The organism is Streptomyces rishiriensis, assembly GCF_003112535.1.
GTDB classification, from domain to species: domain Bacteria; phylum Actinomycetota; class Actinomycetes; order Streptomycetales; family Streptomycetaceae; genus Streptomyces; species Streptomyces rishiriensis.
In genome coordinates this window covers 14,033-30,928 of record NZ_BEWA01000034.1, presented here as the reverse complement: position 1 = coordinate 30,928, position 16,896 = coordinate 14,033, and the positions used below count along the sequence as shown (strand labels likewise).

The 16,896-nt window shown below is 70.7% G+C and carries 13 protein-coding genes; 5 read left to right on the top strand and 8 right to left on the bottom strand.

All coding sequences use genetic code 11. The features are described 5' to 3' along the window. Nucleotides 1-137 precede the first annotated feature (137 nt). Nucleotides 138-989, top strand: a complete 852-nt coding sequence (locus tag Sri02f_RS39060) for a class I SAM-dependent methyltransferase (RefSeq protein WP_109006041.1) — start codon at nucleotides 138-140, stop codon at nucleotides 987-989. A gap of 219 nt (nucleotides 990-1,208) precedes the next feature. Beyond that, nucleotides 1,209-2,180, top strand: a complete 972-nt coding sequence (locus tag Sri02f_RS39055) for an expansin EXLX1 family cellulose-binding protein (RefSeq protein WP_109006040.1) — start codon at nucleotides 1,209-1,211, stop codon at nucleotides 2,178-2,180. A gap of 118 nt (nucleotides 2,181-2,298) precedes the next feature. On the opposite strand, the gene Sri02f_RS39050 is transcribed toward Sri02f_RS39055, so the two are convergent. The 5 genes from Sri02f_RS39050 to Sri02f_RS43765 are packed head-to-tail and all read right to left on the bottom strand — an operon-like array spanning nucleotide 2,299 to nucleotide 8,013. Next, entirely contained in the window at nucleotides 2,299-4,266 is a 1,968-nt protein-coding gene (locus tag Sri02f_RS39050) for an acetoacetate--CoA ligase (RefSeq protein ID WP_174855798.1), read from the bottom strand. Then, nucleotides 4,263-5,879 carry a bifunctional 3-(3-hydroxy-phenyl)propionate/3-hydroxycinnamic acid hydroxylase MhpA gene (mhpA, locus tag Sri02f_RS39045; RefSeq protein WP_109006039.1) on the bottom strand — a complete coding sequence of 539 codons (1,617 nt, stop codon included), beginning with the start codon at nucleotides 5,877-5,879 and terminating at the stop codon, nucleotides 4,263-4,265. Before mhpA ends, Sri02f_RS39050 begins: the two co-directional genes overlap by 4 nt. Before the next feature lie 7 nt (nucleotides 5,880-5,886). Beyond that, nucleotides 5,887-6,837, bottom strand: coding sequence for a fumarylacetoacetate hydrolase family protein (locus tag Sri02f_RS39040; RefSeq protein WP_109006038.1), 951 nt, complete (start codon nucleotides 6,835-6,837; stop codon nucleotides 5,887-5,889). A 30-nt stretch (nucleotides 6,838-6,867) separates the two neighbouring features. Then, nucleotides 6,868-7,878: a VOC family protein gene (locus Sri02f_RS39035; protein ID WP_245971002.1), complete on the bottom strand. Its 1,011-nt coding sequence runs from the start codon at nucleotides 7,876-7,878 to the stop codon at nucleotides 6,868-6,870. Then, entirely contained in the window at nucleotides 7,879-8,013 is a 135-nt protein-coding gene (locus Sri02f_RS43765; RefSeq protein WP_281261925.1) for a hypothetical protein, read from the bottom strand. Between the two features lie 264 nt (nucleotides 8,014-8,277). Here Sri02f_RS43765 and Sri02f_RS39030 point away from each other — a divergent pair, with 264 nt between their 5' ends. Further along, the gene (locus Sri02f_RS39030) at nucleotides 8,278-9,927 is read left to right on the top strand and encodes an MFS transporter (protein WP_109006037.1); all 1,650 of its coding nucleotides are present in this window, start codon (nucleotides 8,278-8,280) and stop codon (nucleotides 9,925-9,927) included. A gap of 241 nt (nucleotides 9,928-10,168) precedes the next feature. Here Sri02f_RS39030 and Sri02f_RS39025 read toward each other — a convergent pair whose 3' ends face one another. Next, the gene (locus Sri02f_RS39025) at nucleotides 10,169-11,596 is read right to left on the bottom strand and encodes a non-reducing end alpha-L-arabinofuranosidase family hydrolase (protein WP_109006036.1); all 1,428 of its coding nucleotides are present in this window, start codon (nucleotides 11,594-11,596) and stop codon (nucleotides 10,169-10,171) included. Between the two features lie 188 nt (nucleotides 11,597-11,784). Further along, on the bottom strand, nucleotides 11,785-13,218 hold the full coding sequence (locus Sri02f_RS39020; protein ID WP_109006035.1) for a glycoside hydrolase family 43 protein: 1,434 nt from the start codon (nucleotides 13,216-13,218) through the stop codon (nucleotides 11,785-11,787). Between the two features lie 749 nt (nucleotides 13,219-13,967). On the opposite strand from Sri02f_RS39020, the gene Sri02f_RS39010 reads away from it, so the two are divergent. After that, nucleotides 13,968-15,845, top strand: a complete 1,878-nt coding sequence (locus Sri02f_RS39010) for an RICIN domain-containing protein (protein ID WP_245971001.1) — start codon at nucleotides 13,968-13,970, stop codon at nucleotides 15,843-15,845. Nucleotides 15,846-15,897: 52 nt separating this feature from the next. Next, a complete protein-coding gene (locus Sri02f_RS39005; protein ID WP_109006032.1) occupies nucleotides 15,898-16,329 on the top strand; it encodes a cupin domain-containing protein in 432 nt (143 codons plus the stop codon). 254 nt (nucleotides 16,330-16,583) lie between these two features. Here Sri02f_RS39005 and Sri02f_RS39000 read toward each other — a convergent pair whose 3' ends face one another. After that, nucleotides 16,584-16,787 (bottom strand): cold-shock protein, encoded by a 204-nt coding sequence (locus Sri02f_RS39000; RefSeq protein ID WP_069768673.1) that lies wholly within the window; start codon nucleotides 16,785-16,787, stop codon nucleotides 16,584-16,586. Nucleotides 16,788-16,896 lie beyond the last annotated feature (109 nt).

The following is a 16,896-nucleotide window of genomic DNA, read 5'->3' as shown; positions in this document are numbered from 1 at the left end:
CGGGACGGCCCTCGCCACCGGCCGACGACAGGCGCCCGCTTCGCAGGAAGCGGGCGCCCTCACTGGATCCGGGACCGGTGACGAGCCGGTGGTCGACTCGCCGGACCCCTCGGGGACCGGTCATCTAGGCTGGCTCGGTGACTGATGAGCAGGAGCGGGTGCAGCCGTCGGGAGTGTGGGCCACGGCGGTGGGCGTGGCCAAGGTGCGGGCGCTGGAGACCGAGCGGGAGAACGCGCTGTTCCGCGACCCGCTGGCACGGGCCTTCGCCACCGCCGGCGGCCTGGGGCCCTCCTCAGCGCCGCAACCCGGTGACGAGGCCGCCCGACTCCGTCGGCTGGGCATCGCGTTCTCCATCGTCATCAGGACGAAGTTCCTCGACGACCTGTTGCAGCAGGCCTCCGCGTCCGGGGTCCGGCAGGTCGTGCTGCTCGGCGCCGGTATGGACAGCCGGGCCTTCCGGATGGACTGGCCCGAGGGCACCCGGCTGTTCGAGGTCGACACCGCCGCGCCACTGGACTTCAAGGCTTCGGTGCTGCGCCAGGAGCGGGCCGTCGCACGCTGCGAACGGATCACCGTCGCGGTGGATCTGCGCGAGGACTGGCCGGGCGCGCTGGCCGCCGCCGGGCACGACCCGACGGCGCCGACCGTGTGGATCGCCGAAGGACTGCTGATCTATCTGCCCGAGGACGCGGTGGAGCTGCTGCTGGCCCGGATCAGCGCGCGGTCGGCGGCGGGCAGCCGGATGGGGCTGACGCTGGGCTCACGCGGCGTGATCGAGCGCTTCGGCGCGGACGCCGTGCCGGGATCGGCAGCGTCCATGTGGGTCTCGGAGATGCCCGACGACCCGGTGGGCTGGCTGGCCGGGCACGGCTGGGAGGCCGACAGCCACACCCTGCGCGAGCGCGCAGCCGCCTACGGCCGCCCGGTCAGCACCCCGCCGCAGCGCGAGGAGGGGCCCGGCGGACTGATCTCGGCGGTCCGCCGCTAGCGCGTTCCCGCTTCGACCCGCGGCCCGGGCACGGCAGTCCACGGCGCAGGATCGCGGCCCGTCCGAGCGGGGGCGGACGCGCGGGCGTCCGTCCCGCGGGCCGCGGGGCTCCACCGGATCGGGCCGGCCGCGTGGAGTCCGAAGATCTTTCGGCAACCTTTTCGCCGCGGGCGGCCACTGAGCAGTGCACATCGGCCCGATCTTGCGAACGGACAGGCAATGAAGACAACGAGGCAGCTCGCGCGGCAGCGCAGGCAAAGGCGCAGACTCGTGCTGGGCGCGGGTGCGGCGCTGACCGCCGCGGGCGTTCTCGCCTACCTGGTCATGGCGTTGCTCCCCGGCCACGAGACCGACGCGGGGCCCGCCGCGGCCGCGCCCCTCGTCACCGCCCAGCCGAAGGCCGCAGGCGCCGCCGGGACGGGCTCCCCGGCCGTGACGGCGAGCCCGACGGCGAGCGCGAGCCCGAGCCCGACCGGCTCTGCCGGACCGAAGACCGCGACGCCCTCCGCGACACCGCGTCCGTCGTCCACGGGCGTCCCGCGGCCCCCGCGAGAGGCGTCCGGCACGACCTCGCTTTCGGGACGGATCCGGCCCGGCGCCTCCTACCAAGGCGTCGCCACCGCCTACGAGGCCGGCGTCGGGGACGGTGCCTGTCTGTTCGGGCCGAGCCCCGATCTCATGATCGCGGCGATGAACACCACCGACTACGAGACCTCCAGGGCGTGCGGCGCGTACGTGCACGTCCGCGCCGCCAACGGCAAGTCCCTCACCGTGCGGATCACCAACGAGTGCCCCCTGCCCTGTGCGCCCGGGCAACTCGACCTCAGCCAGCAGGCCTTCGCCGAACTCGCCGACCTCAAGGTCGGCCGGCTCCCCATCACCTGGAGCCTGGTGAGCCCCGGCTCGGTCGGGACGATGTCCATCAGGTACAAGACCGGGTCCAGCCCCTACTGGTGCGGCATCCAGGTGATCGGCCACCGGAATCCGGTGGCGCGGCTGGAGGTCAGCACCGCGGGCGGCTGGCGGCAGTTGTCCCGCACCGCCTACAACTACTTCCTGTCGCCCGACGGAAGCGGCTGCGGCAAGGCGATCAGGGTGACGGACATCTACGGCGAGCGGCTGACCGTCAACGGAATCGCGGTGCGGCCGAACGTGGTCCAGCCGACACAGGTCCAGTTCGCCCGGCACTGATCCCCCGGGGGCCCGGGGGCCGTTCGGGGTGACCCGGCGACGTCGGTACGACGGTCGGGGACGAACACCGGGGACAAACACCGGGGACGTCCCGACGGCGGGGGCGGTCTGTACGGCTTCACGCGGACCGGCCCCGGCGCTCGGCGCCGAGCCGGGCGAAGTGCTCGATCAGATGGGGGGCGTCCAGCGTGGCGGGGTTGACGACCTGTTCGACCGCGGCGCCCTGGAGGAGACGTTTGACGGGGACTTCGAGCTTCTTGCCGGTACGGGTGTGCGGGATGCCCGGCACCACGAGGATCTCGTCCGGGACATGGCGGGGTGAGGCGCCGCTCCGGATCGCTTCCCTGATCTTCTCGCGGAGGGCGTCGTCCAGGGCCGCCCCGGCGGCAAGGACGACGAACAGCGGCATCCAGTAGCCGCCGTCGGGCTCCTCCGCGCCGATGACCAGCGCTTCGGCTATCTCCGGAAGCCGTTCGACGGCGTCGTGGATGTCGGCGCTGCCCAGGCGTACGCCGTTGCGGTTGAGCGTGCTGTCGGAGCGGCCGTGCACGATCACCGAGCCGTGGGAGGTGAGGGTGATCCAGTCGCCGTGCCGCCACATGCCGGGGTAGGAGGAGAAGTAGGCGTCGTGGTAGCGGCTGCCGTCGGGGTCGTTCCAGAAGTACAGCGGCATGGAGGGCATCGGGCGGGTGACGACCAGTTCGCCGACCCGGTCGATGACCGGGAAGCCCTCGGCGTCGAACGCGGCCAGGGCCACGCCCAACTGCGGCGCTGACAACTCTCCCGCCCACACGGGGGTGTTGGGGGCGCTGCCCGCGAAGCCCGACACGACGTCCGTGCCGCCGCTGATCGACGCCAGCAGCACGCCGTCGCCGACGTGGTCGCGGACCCACGGGTAGGCGGAGGCCGGCAGGGCGGAGCCGGTGCAGCCGACGACGCGGATCGACGACAGGTCGTGGACGGACGGGTCGACGCGCAACTTGGCCATGCCGAGGAGGTACTGGGGGCTGGTGCCGAAGACGGTCACCCGGTGGCGGGCGGCCAGCTCCCACAGGATGTCGGGTTTGGCGAGGGGCGCCGGGCTGCCGTCGTACGTGCAGGTCGTGGCGCCGGTCAGCAGCGTCGAGGCGACCAGGTTCCACATCATCCAGAGCGTGGTCGTGTACCACAGCAGGCGGTCGCCCGGGCCGAGGTCGGAGTGCAGGCCGAGGATCTTCAGATGCTCCAGCAGCACGCCGCCGTGGCCGTGGACGATGCCCTTGGGCAGGCCGGTGGTGCCGGAGGAGAACACCACCCACAGCGGATGGTCGAACGGCACGGGCGCGCAGATGAGTTCCTCGCTGCGGGTGGCCGCGTCCCCCCACGGCAGTACCGGCGACGGGTACGCCTGCCGCGGCCACGGCAGACCCACGTGGTCCACCAGCAGCGTCGCCTTCACCGTCGGCAGCGCGTGGGCCAGTTCGAGGGCGGCGTCGCGGCGGTCGTGGACGGTGCCGTCGAAGAGGTAGCCGTCGGCGGCGATCAGCACGGTGGGTTCGAGCTGGGCGAAGCGGTCGGCGGCGGCCTTGGGCGCGTAATCCTGCCCGCACACCGACCACACGGCGCCCAGGCTCGCGGCGGCGAGGAACGCGACGATGGCGTGCGGGGTGTTGGGCAGGTAGCCGACCACCCGGTCGCCCCGCCCCACGCCGAGCTCGCGCAGGGTGGCGGCGACGGAGGCGACCTGGGAGCGCAGTCGGCCGGCGGTCACCTCATAGCAGGAGCCTGTCTCGTCGAGGGCGATGACCGCCACGTCGCCGGCGGCGAGGTTGCGCAGGGCGTGGTGGGCGTAGTTGAGGGTGGCGCCGGGAAACCAGCGGGCGCCGGGCATCCGCTCGTCGCCGAGGACGTGCTCGTACGGCGTGTCGGCGTCGATGTCGAAGTAGTCCCAGACCGCGCCCCAGAAGCCTTCCAGGTCGGTGACCGACCAGCGGTGCAGGGCCGCGTAGTCGGATCCGGCCCGCCCGGCATGCCGGGCGAAGTCCGTGATGTGGCCGGCCGCGACGGCCTTCGGGTCAGGTGTCGCGAAGGGTTCGGGCACGGTCATCGTGTGGCGCTCCTCAACAGGCGGTCGTCGGCGGTCCGTCGGGGCGGGAGGGGGCTGCGCGTGGTGTGCAGGAGGGACGCCCAGGCGGCGGTGCCGGTGAAGTCGTTCCCCCCGGCCGGGACGACGTCCATGACGACGCGGTCGGGGCGCAGCAGTACGGCGGCCGCCCGGCCCGCGCGCAGCCAGGCGGCGAGCGTGCCGTCGTCGCCCAGGTCGCTCACGGGGACCGCCCGGACGCCGAGCGCCTGGGCGAGGGCGTGCAGCGACGGCGGGGGTTCGGCGGCGGTCAGGACGGTGAAGGAGTCGCCGAGGACCTCGTCGAGGCGGGTGCGCCGCCCGTCGGCGGTGATCCACGGCTGCGGGCAGTGCGTGCCCGCCAGCCCCCCGCGCAGGCGGCGCCGTACGAGGGGGCCGGCGGTCAGGGCCGGGCTGAGGTCGCGGCCGGCCGCCGCGGTCAGCCCGGGGATGCGGCAGACCGCCGCCAGCAGCCTGCGGCGCAGTGTGGCGGCGCCGTCCTGGCCGCCGGTCATGGCCCAGCCCATGGCGACCGCGAGCCGGACGACATGCCGGGCGTGCGGCTTGCGCTCGCTCTCGTAGGTGTCCAGCAACCGCTCGTCGCCGCCCTGTCGCAGGACGCGGGCGAGTTTCCAGGTGAGGTTGTAGGCGTCCCTCAGGCCCGAGCACAGGCCCTGTCCGACGAACGGCGGGGTGAGGTGGGCGGCGTCGCCGAGGAGGAAGACCCGGCCGCCGCGCCAGCGGTCGGCGAGGCGTGCCCGGAAGGTGTACCGCGTCAAGCGGACGACTTCGAAGTCGTCGACGAAGGAGGACGGCAGCCACGGGGCGACCAGCTCGCGGACCGACTCGCCGTCGCCGTCGCCGCCCGTGGCGTCCGGGAGCCGGAACTCCCAGCGGTAGCGGTCCTCTCCGACGCGCATGAAGGTCGCCGGCCGGTGCGGGTCGCAGACCTGGTCGACGCCGTCCCAGCAGCGCACGTCGGCGGTGGTGCGAACGTCGACGACCGTCCAGCTCTCCTCGAAGCGCAGGTCCTCCCATACGGCGCCGATGGCGTCACGGGTGAGACTGTTCGCGCCGTCGCAGCCGAGGACGGCCTCGGCCCACACCTCGTGCTCGCCGTCGTCGTCGCGGTAGGTCACGCGCACGGGGCCCGCGGTGTCCGGGCCGACGCCGGTGACCTCCGCTCCGCCCCGCAGTGCGCACTCCGGGTGCCGGGCGAGGGCGTCGCGCAGCAGTCGTTCCAGCTCGGGCTGGTCGAACATGCTGGTCTGGGGGTAGCCGTGCCGGCCGTGTCCGGTGCGGCGGAACTCGGCCATCACCCGGTGGCGGGCGTCGAGCAGCCGTAGTCCGTTGGCCGGGCGGGCGATCGCGGTGAACTCCTCCCCCACGCCCGCGGCCTGGAGGATCCGGCGGACCTCGTCGTCGGTGGCGACGGCGCGCGGGAGGGGGTAGACGTCCTCGTGGCGTTCCAGGACGAGGGTGCGGACTCCGCGCCGGGCGAGGAGGAGGGCGGCGGTCACGCCCACCGGTCCGGCGCCGATGATCACTACCGGGACGTGCGGTGCGGAGTCCGGCCGTGCGGGCTGGTCTGCGGTCATGTGCGGCTCACCTCGGGTCCTGCTGCGCGTCCGTGACGGGCGTGCGCTGCTCGCCGAGGTCGATCCGGCCGTCCGGGGTCGCGATGGTCGCCGTGATCACGTCACCCGCGTGCAGGTAGTGCGGGTTCTTGGCCTGGGACGTGAAGAACGCCTTCCATTTCACGGTGGGCGGCAGCAGCGCGCCGATCTTCTCGACCGGCTTCGGCGGAGCCTTGAGGGCCGTGCCGCCGGGCGTGCCGGTGAGCAGCAGGTCGCCCGGGTCGAGGGTCTGGAACCGGGCCAGCAGGGTCAGGGCCTGCGCCGGACGGACGATCATGTCGGCGAGGGTGCGGTCCTGACGCGGCTCGCCGTTGACCGACAGCTTCAGCCGCAGGTCGGGGAGACGGTCGAAGTCCGCCGGCTCCAGCAGGGCCAGGTACGGGCCGGTCGGGGTGAAGGTCGGATACGACTTGCTCTCGTAGAACTGCGTCTTCGTCAGCTGGACGTCGCGCGCGCTGACGTCATCGGTGATCACCAGGCCGGCGACGTACGAAGCCAGGTCCCGCTCCTCGACCACCGTACCGACGGGCAGGGATGCCCCCATGACGAGCCCGAGCTCGACCTCGTAGTCGAGGAACCGCACATGCGAGGGCCGTATGACGGCGTCGCCGGGACCACTGACCGAGCCGGACGCCTTACGGAAGAAGGCGGGCGGAATGTCGCCCGTGAATCCGGAATCGCGGGCGTGGCTGCGGTAGTTGACCATCTGGGCGACGACCCGGCAGGGGGTGGTGACCGGCGAGAGGAGGGTCAGGGCGGCGACGGGCGTGCCCGGCTCGGCCGAGAGAGCCGCCTCGCGTACGGCGGCCCGGTCGGCGATCAGCTCGGCGGTGGTGGCGGCCTCGGTGCCGACGGGGACGGCCCGTTCGCCGCGGACCACCCACCATCCGTCGGCGGTGCGCAGGACGTTGGTGCTCATGTCAGTACTTTCGTGAGGGGGTGGGGGGGTTCAGGACGTGGCGGCCTTGAGCAGGCCCAGCAGACGTGCCGGGTCCATCTCGTTGTCGTCGCGCAAGGCCCGGACGACGTCGCGGATCCGTTGCGGGGAGGGGCTCGCGCCGAGGAAGTCGCGGGTGGCGGGCGGTCCCCACTGGGACAGACCGCTCGTCGACATGGGGGCCCAGCCGGGTTCGACGTCGTCGGAGAACAGGTCTCCGTCGGCGAAGTGCTCCAGCATGAAGCGGTCGGGGTCGCGCCAGTAGTCGAAGAGCTGGCTGCCCCGGACGTGCCGGCCGATGCCCCAACTGCGCCGGTAGCCACGCTCCTTGAGGTACTCGCCGCCGGCGGCGATCGAGTCCAGGTCGGTGACCTGGTAGGCGGAGTGGACGTATCCCGTGCCGGGCCCGAGGTGCATCGCCAGCGTGTGGTGGTCGGCCGGCACGCCGCCGAGGTCGCAGCGGATGAACGCCATGGCCGGCCCGCGGTCGCGCTGCCCGTCCAGGAACAGGAAGTCCGACACGATCATGCCGAGGGTGTCCAGGTACCAGTCCAGCGCCCGGCCGAACACCCGTGTCTCCAGGACGACATGGCCCAGCCGCTGAATGCGGGACGGCTCCCGCGGCGGACGCTGTGTGGCATTCGTACGACGGTGAGCGGCGCCGAAGTCGAGGAGCAGCGGCTGCTGGTCGGGCAGCGCCGGCAACCGCTCGCCGCAGTGCACCACGCGCACCGGGAAGCCGGAGGGATCGAGCAGACCGACCGCCTTGCCGCCGCCGGGCACGTCCGCGTCCCGTACGTCGGAGCCGGTGGCGCGGGCCAGGCGGTCCAGGTCGGCGCGCTCCGCCGCGCGGAACGCCGGGCCGATGAAACGGGAGGTCCGGCCGCGCCGGATCACCATGCACGGCGAGCCGGCGAAGGTGCCGCGCAGCCACAGCTCCCGCTCCGTGCGGGCGGCCACACCGAACCCGAAGTCCCGGGCGAAGACCTCCGCCCGGTCGAGGTCGGGCTTCTCGAACTCCAGTCAGGCCAGGTCCGCGACCTTGATCACGGCGTTCCGGGAGCGGCCGGGACGCTCGCCCCGCAAAGCTCCCCGTTCGCTGTGCAGGTCCTGGTGGGCCGTCTTGGCGTCAGGCCCGTGGACGCAGGTTTCAGACATGGTGCCCTCCGAGCGGCATCGCCTTGATGAGTAAATCATCAAGTTTGACACTCTCATCGTCAAGACGCCCACGGAAGGAAGTGATGAATTCATCAGACCGACTGACACTGCCGATCCCTGGTTGCACATCAATGGGCAGCTAGGTAATCTGCACACTGATGGGCAATTAATGGCCCCCGGCGCTTCCCGGGGATGGCCGCGCCCGCGCGCACCGATCACCCCACTCCTGAAGCCTTCGCTTCACCTGCTGTCCAGGAGCCCTCGATGCCGCTCTTCGCGAGCACACCCGCCGAGAAGATGACCGAGCCGTACCCGAGGCGCTGGTGGGCCCTGCTGGTGCTCTGCCTGAGCCTGCTGATCGTCGTGATGGCGAACACGTCACTGGTCGTGGCCGCGCCGGACATGACCCGGGACCTGGGCCTGTCCAGCAGCGACCTGCAGTGGGTCATCGACGGCTACACCGTCCCGTACGCCGCGCTGATGCTGGTGCTCGGCGCGGTCGGCGACAAGTACAGCCGTCGCGGCGCGCTGGTGCTGGGCCTGCTGATCTTCGCCGGTGGTGCGGTGATGGGCGGCCTGGTCGACGGGACCGGCCTCGTCGTCACCGCCCGCGCCGTCATGGGTGTCGGCGCCGCCGTGGTCATGCCGGCCACCCTCTCCCTGCTCGTGGCGATCTTCCCGAGGGCGGAGCGCGCGAAGGCCATCACGGCCTGGTCCGCCACCTCCGGACTCGCCATCGCCGCCGGCCCCCTGGCGGCCGGCTGGCTGCTGGAGAGCCACGCCTGGGGCTCCGCCTTCCTCATGAACGTGCCCGTCGCCGTCCTCGGCGTCATCGGCACGCTGGCACTCGTGCCGCCGTCGAAGGCGGCGGGCATGGGCCGCATCGACTACGTCGGCGGTCTGCTGTCCATCGTCTCGGTCGGCTGCCTGGTCTACGCGGCCATCGAGGGCCCGCACTTCGGCTGGGGCGCCGGTCCGATCAGCGCCGCCGTCGTGGCCGGCGTGGGCCTGCCGGCCTTCGTGGCCTGGGAACTGCGCCACCCCCACCCCATGCTGGACGTGCGCAAGTTCGCCGAGCGCCCCTTCAGCGGCTCGATGACGGCGGTGCTGTTCTTCTTCTTCGGCGCCTTCGGCTCGATCTACTACTCCACGCAGTTCCTGCAGTTCGTCCTCGGCTACGACGCGCTGGAGACCGGCATCCGGCTGCTGCCCCTCGCCGGAGCCGTGTTCGTCGGCGCCGCGGTCACCGGCACGCTGGCCCCCAGGCTGGGCGTGAGGCTGACGGTCGGCACCGGCATGGTCATCGGCACGGCGGGCGTCTTCCTCCTCACCCGGATCGAGTCGGGCTCCTCGTACACCGACTTCCTGGCTCCGCTGCTGCTGCTCGGCTTCGCCATCGGACTGAGCCTGTCCCCCGCCACGGACACCGTCATGAGCTCCTTCCCCGAGAGCGAGCTGGGCGTCGGCGGCGGCGCCAACGACACCGCGCTGGAACTCGGCGGCTCCCTGGGCATCGCCGTCCTCGGCTCGCTCCTGGCCACCTCGTACAAGGACAGGCTGACCGAGCTGGTCGGCGGCCGGCTCCCGGCCTCCGCGACGGACACCGCCGGCGACTCGGTGGGCGGTGGCATCGCGGTCGCCGAGCACCTCGCGCAGAACCCCCGGGGCGGCGCCGGACAAGCCCAGGCCCTGCTCGGGGCCGTGCACGAGTCCTTCGCCCGTTCCATCGCTCACACCAGTCTCGTCGGCGGCGTCATCATGGCCGTCGGCACGCTCGTCGTCATCGCCGTCCTGCCCGGTCGCCGGCACGTCGCGAAGCCTCGTCAGGAGCAGACGGAGCAGACGAAGCAGACCGAGCAGACCGAGCAGTCGGCGTCGAGCGGCGGCGCCACGGGCCCGCGCGTGACGTCCTGACACGCGGCCATCAGCTGCTCGGCGGTCAGGGACGCGTCGCGACGTAAAGGGGGATGCCCTCGATTCCCCTCCCTTGTCCTCCACCCCGTCCGACATTTGACGTCAGGAACCCCGGCCGGCGCACGGCTGGGGTTCCCCGGTGCGGTGAGCATCGGTCAGCTGGTGGAGCCGCCCAGGCGCAGCCCGCTCGGGCATGCGTCGGCGGACCGCGCCACGGCGCGATGACCGTGGATCGGGCGGGTCAGCGCTGCAGGGTCAGGACGCCCGGCCGGTACGGCAGTTGCTCGTAAGGGGTGTTCGCGGGTGTGGCGGGGGACTTGCCCTGGTACAGGAACTGCAGGTTGCAGGGGTCGACGGTCATGGTCTGGTCGGGGTTGTCGCGGACCAGGTCACCGTGGCTGATGTCGTTGGTCCAGTTGGCGCCGCTGTTCGCCTTGCCCGCGAAGGGGTTGTTCTCACTGGCGGCCTGCGGGGTCCACGAACCGTTCAGGCTGGAGGCCGTGAACGAACGGAAGTAGCGCACCTGGCTCGCTCCCTTAGCCTCGACGATCATGAGGTACTGGTTCTGGCCCTGGACCTTGGAGACCTGCGGCGCCTCGAACAGGTTGTCCGCCGTGTCGCTCATGACGGTCGTGTACGAGGAACCGAAGTCGCCGGGGAAGTTCCCGATCGGCATGCTCGCCCGGTAGATCTTGCCGTTGTCGCCGGCGAAGAACAGGTACATGTTCTGGCCGTCGGCGATCAGGGTCTGGTCGATCGGGCCGGTGCCGGAGCCGGAGACGCTGCCGGTGAACAGCGGCTGGGGCGCGGACCAGCGGTTGGGGTTGGTGGGGTCACTGGACGTGCGGTAGATGAACGGCCACGCACCCCACTGGTACGCCAGCACCCAGATGTTCTTGGGCGCGAAGTAGAACAGCGTGGGCGCCACCGCGGACTGGCTCATGCCGGCCTGGCCGGCCGAGGCCATGTCCGACCAGTTCGTGAAGGGACTGAACATCATCGAACCCCACGACGATCCCGAGTAGTTCGTCCCGTAGACCAGGTGCTTGCCGTTGTAGACCACGTCGGTGAAGTCCTTCAGCGAGGCCCAGCCGTTCCCGGGCTGCGCCAACGCGCCCGTCGACGTCCACCGGTACGTCGACGGAAGAGAACACGTGCCACCCGACGACGGGGAGAGGCCGGTCCACTTCTGGTTGCTGCCGCCGTTGCACGTCGAGATCTCCACCGGCGTGGTGTTGGCCGTGCCCGCGCCGGTGACGCTCAGGCACAGCCCGGAGTCCGCTCCGACGACCGTGCCGTCGGAGTTCACCCGCCACTGCTGGTTCGCACCGCCGTTGCAGCTCCAGATCACGACCCGGGTGCCGGACGCGGTGGCGTGGCCCGGAACATCCAGGCACTTGGTTCCGTACACGGTGAGCTGGCTGCTGTCCGTCGACGTCCACTGCTGGTTGGTCCCGCCCGAGCAGTCCCAGATCTGCAGGTTCGTGCCGTCGCTCTGGCCGGCGTTCGGCACATCGAGACACCGGCCGGAACCCCCACCGCGCAAGGCGCCGCTGGTGGCCGCCCGGGCCGGGGCGGCGACGAGCATCGCCGCCAGCGTGACCAGGACCGCGACCGCGGCGGCCGGGGCCGCGGACAGATGCCCATGGCAGAAACTTCCACTGTGCATGGGGACCTCGTGACCCTTGAGTGAGCGGGCTCCGGTCGACGCCGTCGAAGACCGGTCGAACTGTCGAAGCGATGGGGCCCGACTCCGCGCGTGCGTCGACCGGGCCGGTGGCCCGTGGGGCTTCGCGGTGCGGGCCACCGGGCGAGCGAGGGGGACGTGAAGACGCCCGCATCCCTGTCGGGGTCGGGTCAGCCGGTCACGCGGAAGGTGGCGTCACTGCGGCCGGTCGCGGTGGTGATCGGGTCCAGCCGCAGCTCGTAGGCGTAGTGGCGGATGTACCGGTCCGGGTAGTTGTACGACTGGAAGGACGACCAGGTGGAGTCGGCGAGTCCGGCGACCTGACGGAAGGTCGCGTCCTGGGCGAACTGGCCGCTGCCGTCGTTGTAGGCCAGCTGGAAGTCGTAGTCGGAGTGGCGCAGGAAGTAGCCGGGGAAGTTCACCGACTCGAAGGAGACGGTGCCGGCGCCCGCGAGGCCCGTCCTGAGCCGGAACTGGGAGTCCTGGACAGGGCTGACGTTCGCGTCGATGCGCACGTCGAAGTCGGTCTGCCGCACGTACCGGTCCTGGAAGTTGTACGACTGGAGCCGGTTGGTCGCGGTGTCGGGCCAGCGTGCGAGCACACGGCTCTCCTCGGCGGCCGTCAGGTTCAGGATCCAGCCGTGACGCTTCTTCGTGCCGCCCATGGTGTAGTTGCTCGCCGCCTGCTTCTGGTAGGCGGCGGGATTGGACGGGTCGGTCGTGAGAACCGGCATGTAGCCACCGCCGGACGCGTACTGGTCGAGATAGAGGGCCCACTTGCCGGTGCCGTTGAACTTCATCCACATCGGGCCCTCGACCTGGGAGCCGGTGAGGCCGATGCCGGAGAGGTTGCCGAGGTTCGTCCACGTCCCGAGGATCGAGTTGCTGCCTTCGAGCGTGATCTGACCGTCGCCGGAGGCCCGCACGTAGCGGTAGTTGCCGACGCCCGCCGGCACCTCGATGATCTGCGTGTCGATGATTTCCTGTGTGCCGGGGCGGTCGATGTAGATCTGCGGGGTGGTGATGGTGCGGAAGTCGCGGGTGTGGGCGTAGAAGATGCGGTGCTTCGTCGCGCCGTTGAAGGGCACGTTGGTCGCCCAGTACAGGATGTAGTCGTTGCCGGCCGGGTCCCAGATCGCCTCCGGAGCCCACGCGTTGCGTCCGTCGGGGATGGCGCCGGCGACGTTCAGCAGCCGCGGCTGCGACCAGGTGACCAGGTCCGTCGACTCCCACACCACGAGGTTGCGGCTGCCGTCGTTGATGGACTGACTCCAGCTCTGCCCGCAGGAGATGCACAGGTCGGTCGCGATGATCCAGTACTTGCTGCCGTCAGGCGATCTCACGAACGCGGGGTCGCGCACGCCTTTCGTGCCGACCGTGGAGCGCAGGACCATCCCGCCCCCGTTGAGGTCGTTCCAGTGCACGCCGTCCGTGCTGTGCGAGAGGTACATCTGCTGGTTGGTCGCCCCCTCCCCGGTGAAGTGGACCATCAGGTAGCCGGGGTCGGCGGCGGCGGCCGGTTGGGGTGTGGTCAGGGCCTGGCCCGTGAAGAGGAGGCACGCGGCGAGCAACATCGCCGACAGCCGTGCGCGCAGCGCGGACATATACGTCTCCTGTCGTTGTGCCGATGCCGCCGTCGGGTGGAAGGGCCAAGGCGACGCGGCAGGGGGAGCCCGGTCTCAGCGGGGGGGGGAGGGCGTCCGCCTCCAGGTCCTGACTGCTGTCGCACCGTGCCGGTGTGCTTCCAGGGCGAGCCGGGAAGTCTGCGCAGCCGACTCCCGTTCCGCCGAGGCGAGTTGTCCGATATATAGAACGACGTTCGTAGGGTCGGGCAGACGTTAAGTGGGGGACGCAGGGTGCGTCAATGCCTCCGGCAGGAGTGGTCCGCGGTAGCGCAGAAGGCGGGTCGCGCGCTCGGCGAACGTGTCACGCACGGCGTTCCTGCCGGAGCACGGCCCCACGCCAACCCGGGCCCGACCACCGGGCCACCGGGCCACCCGGCCACCCGGCCACCCGGCCACCCGGCGACCCGGCCACCCGGCCACCCGGCCACCCGGCGACCCGGCGACCCGGCGAATCGAATCCGAGAGGGAACCCCGGGGCGAGCGGTGTCGCCAGACATGCGATGTCTAGCAGTGAACGAAACGTGTCATTATGGCTTTAACAGTCAGAATGGCTTGGCCTGGACGGCAGTTCATCCCTGCACGCCCGTTGACACAGACGGGTCACATGGCCGAACTTCATGCGTAACATCCGTAACCCAACACCCAGGAAGCCCATGCCGTCAGGAAGACTGTCCCGTCGCACACTGCTGGGCGCCGCAGGTGCCGCCGTGGCCGCGACCGCGCTGCCCATGATCCCCGCGCTGTCGCCCCTGCTGGCGAAGGCGGCCGCCGCGGACTCCCAGACCAATCTGGAAAACCTGGTGAACATGCGGTTCGGCATGTTCAACCACTTCAGCCTGGGCACGTTCACCAACGAGGAGTGGGCCGCCCCGAACCAGAACCCCGCCCTGTTCGCGCCCACTGCGGTGGACTGTGCCCAGTGGGCGGCCGCCGCCGCGGCGGCGAAGATGAGCTACGGAATCCTGACGACCAAGCATCACGACGGCTTCGCCCTGTGGCCGAGCGCCTACGGCACCCAGAACGTCGCCAACAGCTCCTACAAGCACGACGTCGTCCAGGCGTACTGCGACGCCTTCCGGGCGAAGGGACTGAAGGTCGGACTCTATTACTCGATATGGGACCGCACCTTCGGCGTCGAGGCATGGGAGAACCGGCACAAGGTGACCGGGCTCGACACCACCGACGCCATCCAGCCGGGCGACATGACCTTCATCCTGGGTCAGATCACCGAACTGCTCACCAACTACGGCACCATCGACATGTTCGTCACCGACGGCTACGCGTGGCAGATGGGCCAACAGGCCGTCTCCTACCAGCGGATCCGCAAGCACGTGAAGTCACTCCAGCCGGACATCGTCATGATCGACCACGGTGGACTGTCGGTGCCCTTCCTCGGTGACGCGATCTACTTCGAGGAGCCGCTGGGCATCACCGCGCCGGCCGGGAACACCTACGCCGCCACGCAGGGACAGACGATCAGCAACGGCTGGTTCTGGCATCCCTCCACGCCGACCGAGGGCCTGCTGAGCAGGGACGCGATCCTGTCTCATCTGGCGGACCTGGAACCGAAGTACACCTCGTTCATCCTCAACTGCCCACCCAACCGCAACGGCAAGCTGGACGCCAATATCGTCAACCGGCTCGCCGAAGTCGGTGCGGCATGGAGCCCGAACACCTCCCGCCCGCCACTGCCCGCCCAGACTCCCCGCACCGAACACCCCGTGACCCCGGTCAGCGCCTACGCCACCGGCTTCCACACCGGCGAGGGGCCGCTCAACGCCATCGACGGGCTGAGCGACAAGGGCTACCAGACCTGCTGGTCGACGTGGGGACTGTCCCCGGCCCTGCCCCACTCGATCACGATCGACCTGGGCGGGGTGTGGAGCAACGTCTCCACCCTGGAGTACCTGCCCAAGCAGTGGAACCGCGACAACGCCACTGACGGCGACATCACCTCGTACACCGTCTCCACCAGCACCGACGGCACGAACTTCACCCAGGTCGCCACCGGCTCCTGGGCCGGCGACCGCGCCACCAAGGTGGCCGAATGGCCCTCCCGGAACGTGGGTTTCGTACGGATCCAGGCCAACGCGGCCACCGGCGGCTACGCCAACATGGCCGGCGTCAGGATCGGCGGCCGGACGGCCGAGCCGGCCCTGGTGTCGAGCGTCCTCCCGGGCGACGGCACGGTCTACCGCATCGTCAACCGCAAGAGCGGCAAAGTCGCCGACGTCTACAACTTCGGCACCGCCAACGGCGCCAACATCCAGCAGTGGCCGTGGCTGAACAACACCGCCCAGAAGTGGACCTTCGCCTCCACCGGAGACGGCTACTACGAGATCAGGAACGTGAACAGCGGCAAGCTGATGGAGGTGGCCGGACTCTCGCGGGTGGACGGCGGGAACGTCTCCCTGTACAGCGACAGCAACGTTCCCCAGCAGCACTGGGCGGTCACGCCGACCGGCGACGGTCACTACTACCTCACCAACCGGTTCAGCGGACTGTCCCTCAACGTCGACGGAGGCTCGACCGCCGACGGCGCCAACATCAACCAGTTCGCCTACAGCCGCGCGCCTGAGGAGCAGTGGCAGATCATCGCCGTCTGACGCCTCCGACGACGGGGACCGGAGGGGCTGTCATGCGTCAGCATGTCTGTTCATGAGTGAGATTTCCGAGCTGGTGGTGCGCCTTGGACTGGAACCGCATGTCGAGGGCGGCTGGTTTCGGCAGACATGGCGGACCGGACCGACAGCGGTTCCGGACGGGTACGCAGGGCCGCGCCCTTTCGCGACCGGCATCTACTTCCTCCTTCACCCCGGCGAGGTTTCCCGCTGGCACCGGGTGCGTTCGGACGAGCTCTGGCTGTGGCACCGGGGCGGCCCGCTGACACTGCGGCTCGGGGGCGGCGGGGCCGCTCCACAGGAAACGGCCGTCGCCGTGGTGGGGCCCGATGTCGAGCACGGTCAGCAGCCGCAGTTCCTCGTGCCGGCCGGCGTCTGGCAGACCGCACAGCCGGCCGGCGACCAGCCGGTCCTGGTGACCTGCGTCGTCGCGCCGGGCTTCGAGTACGAGGACTTCGAGATGCTGTGACACCGCACGGAACGCGGCTCGCCCGGCACGGCCCGGCACGGCAGGCATCTCGGGGTTTACGATCAGCCGTCCGAGGGCGAGTTCGCCTTGACGGCGGTACGGCCCTGGAACGCGGAGGACCCGCAGGTCTTCGAGGTGTACCTGGCCACCGACAGCGAGCGGATCCGGATCCGGCTCGCGTCCGCCGGGCCCTCACAGATACGGTCCGACCCGGCATCCCCGAGTCGGGATGCCGGGTCGGACCGAGGCCGGCGTCAGGCGGGGCGGATGTTCTCCGCCTGCGGGCCCTTCTGGCCCTGGGTGACGTCGAACTCGACCTTCTGGCCCTCCTGCAGCTCACGGAATCCCTGGCTGGCGATGTTGGAGTAGTGGGCGAACACGTCGGGGCCGCCACCCTCCTGCTCGATGAAGCCGAAGCCCTTCTCGCTGTTGAACCACTTCACAGTGCCCTTGGCCATGACTGTCTCCTTCGAGGGAAACCGGGCGCGCACCCTGCGCGACCGGGAGGTGATCGCCCTGGTCCGGAGAGGCGCTGAACAGCAAGAACGCCCGCGACGGCGATCACGG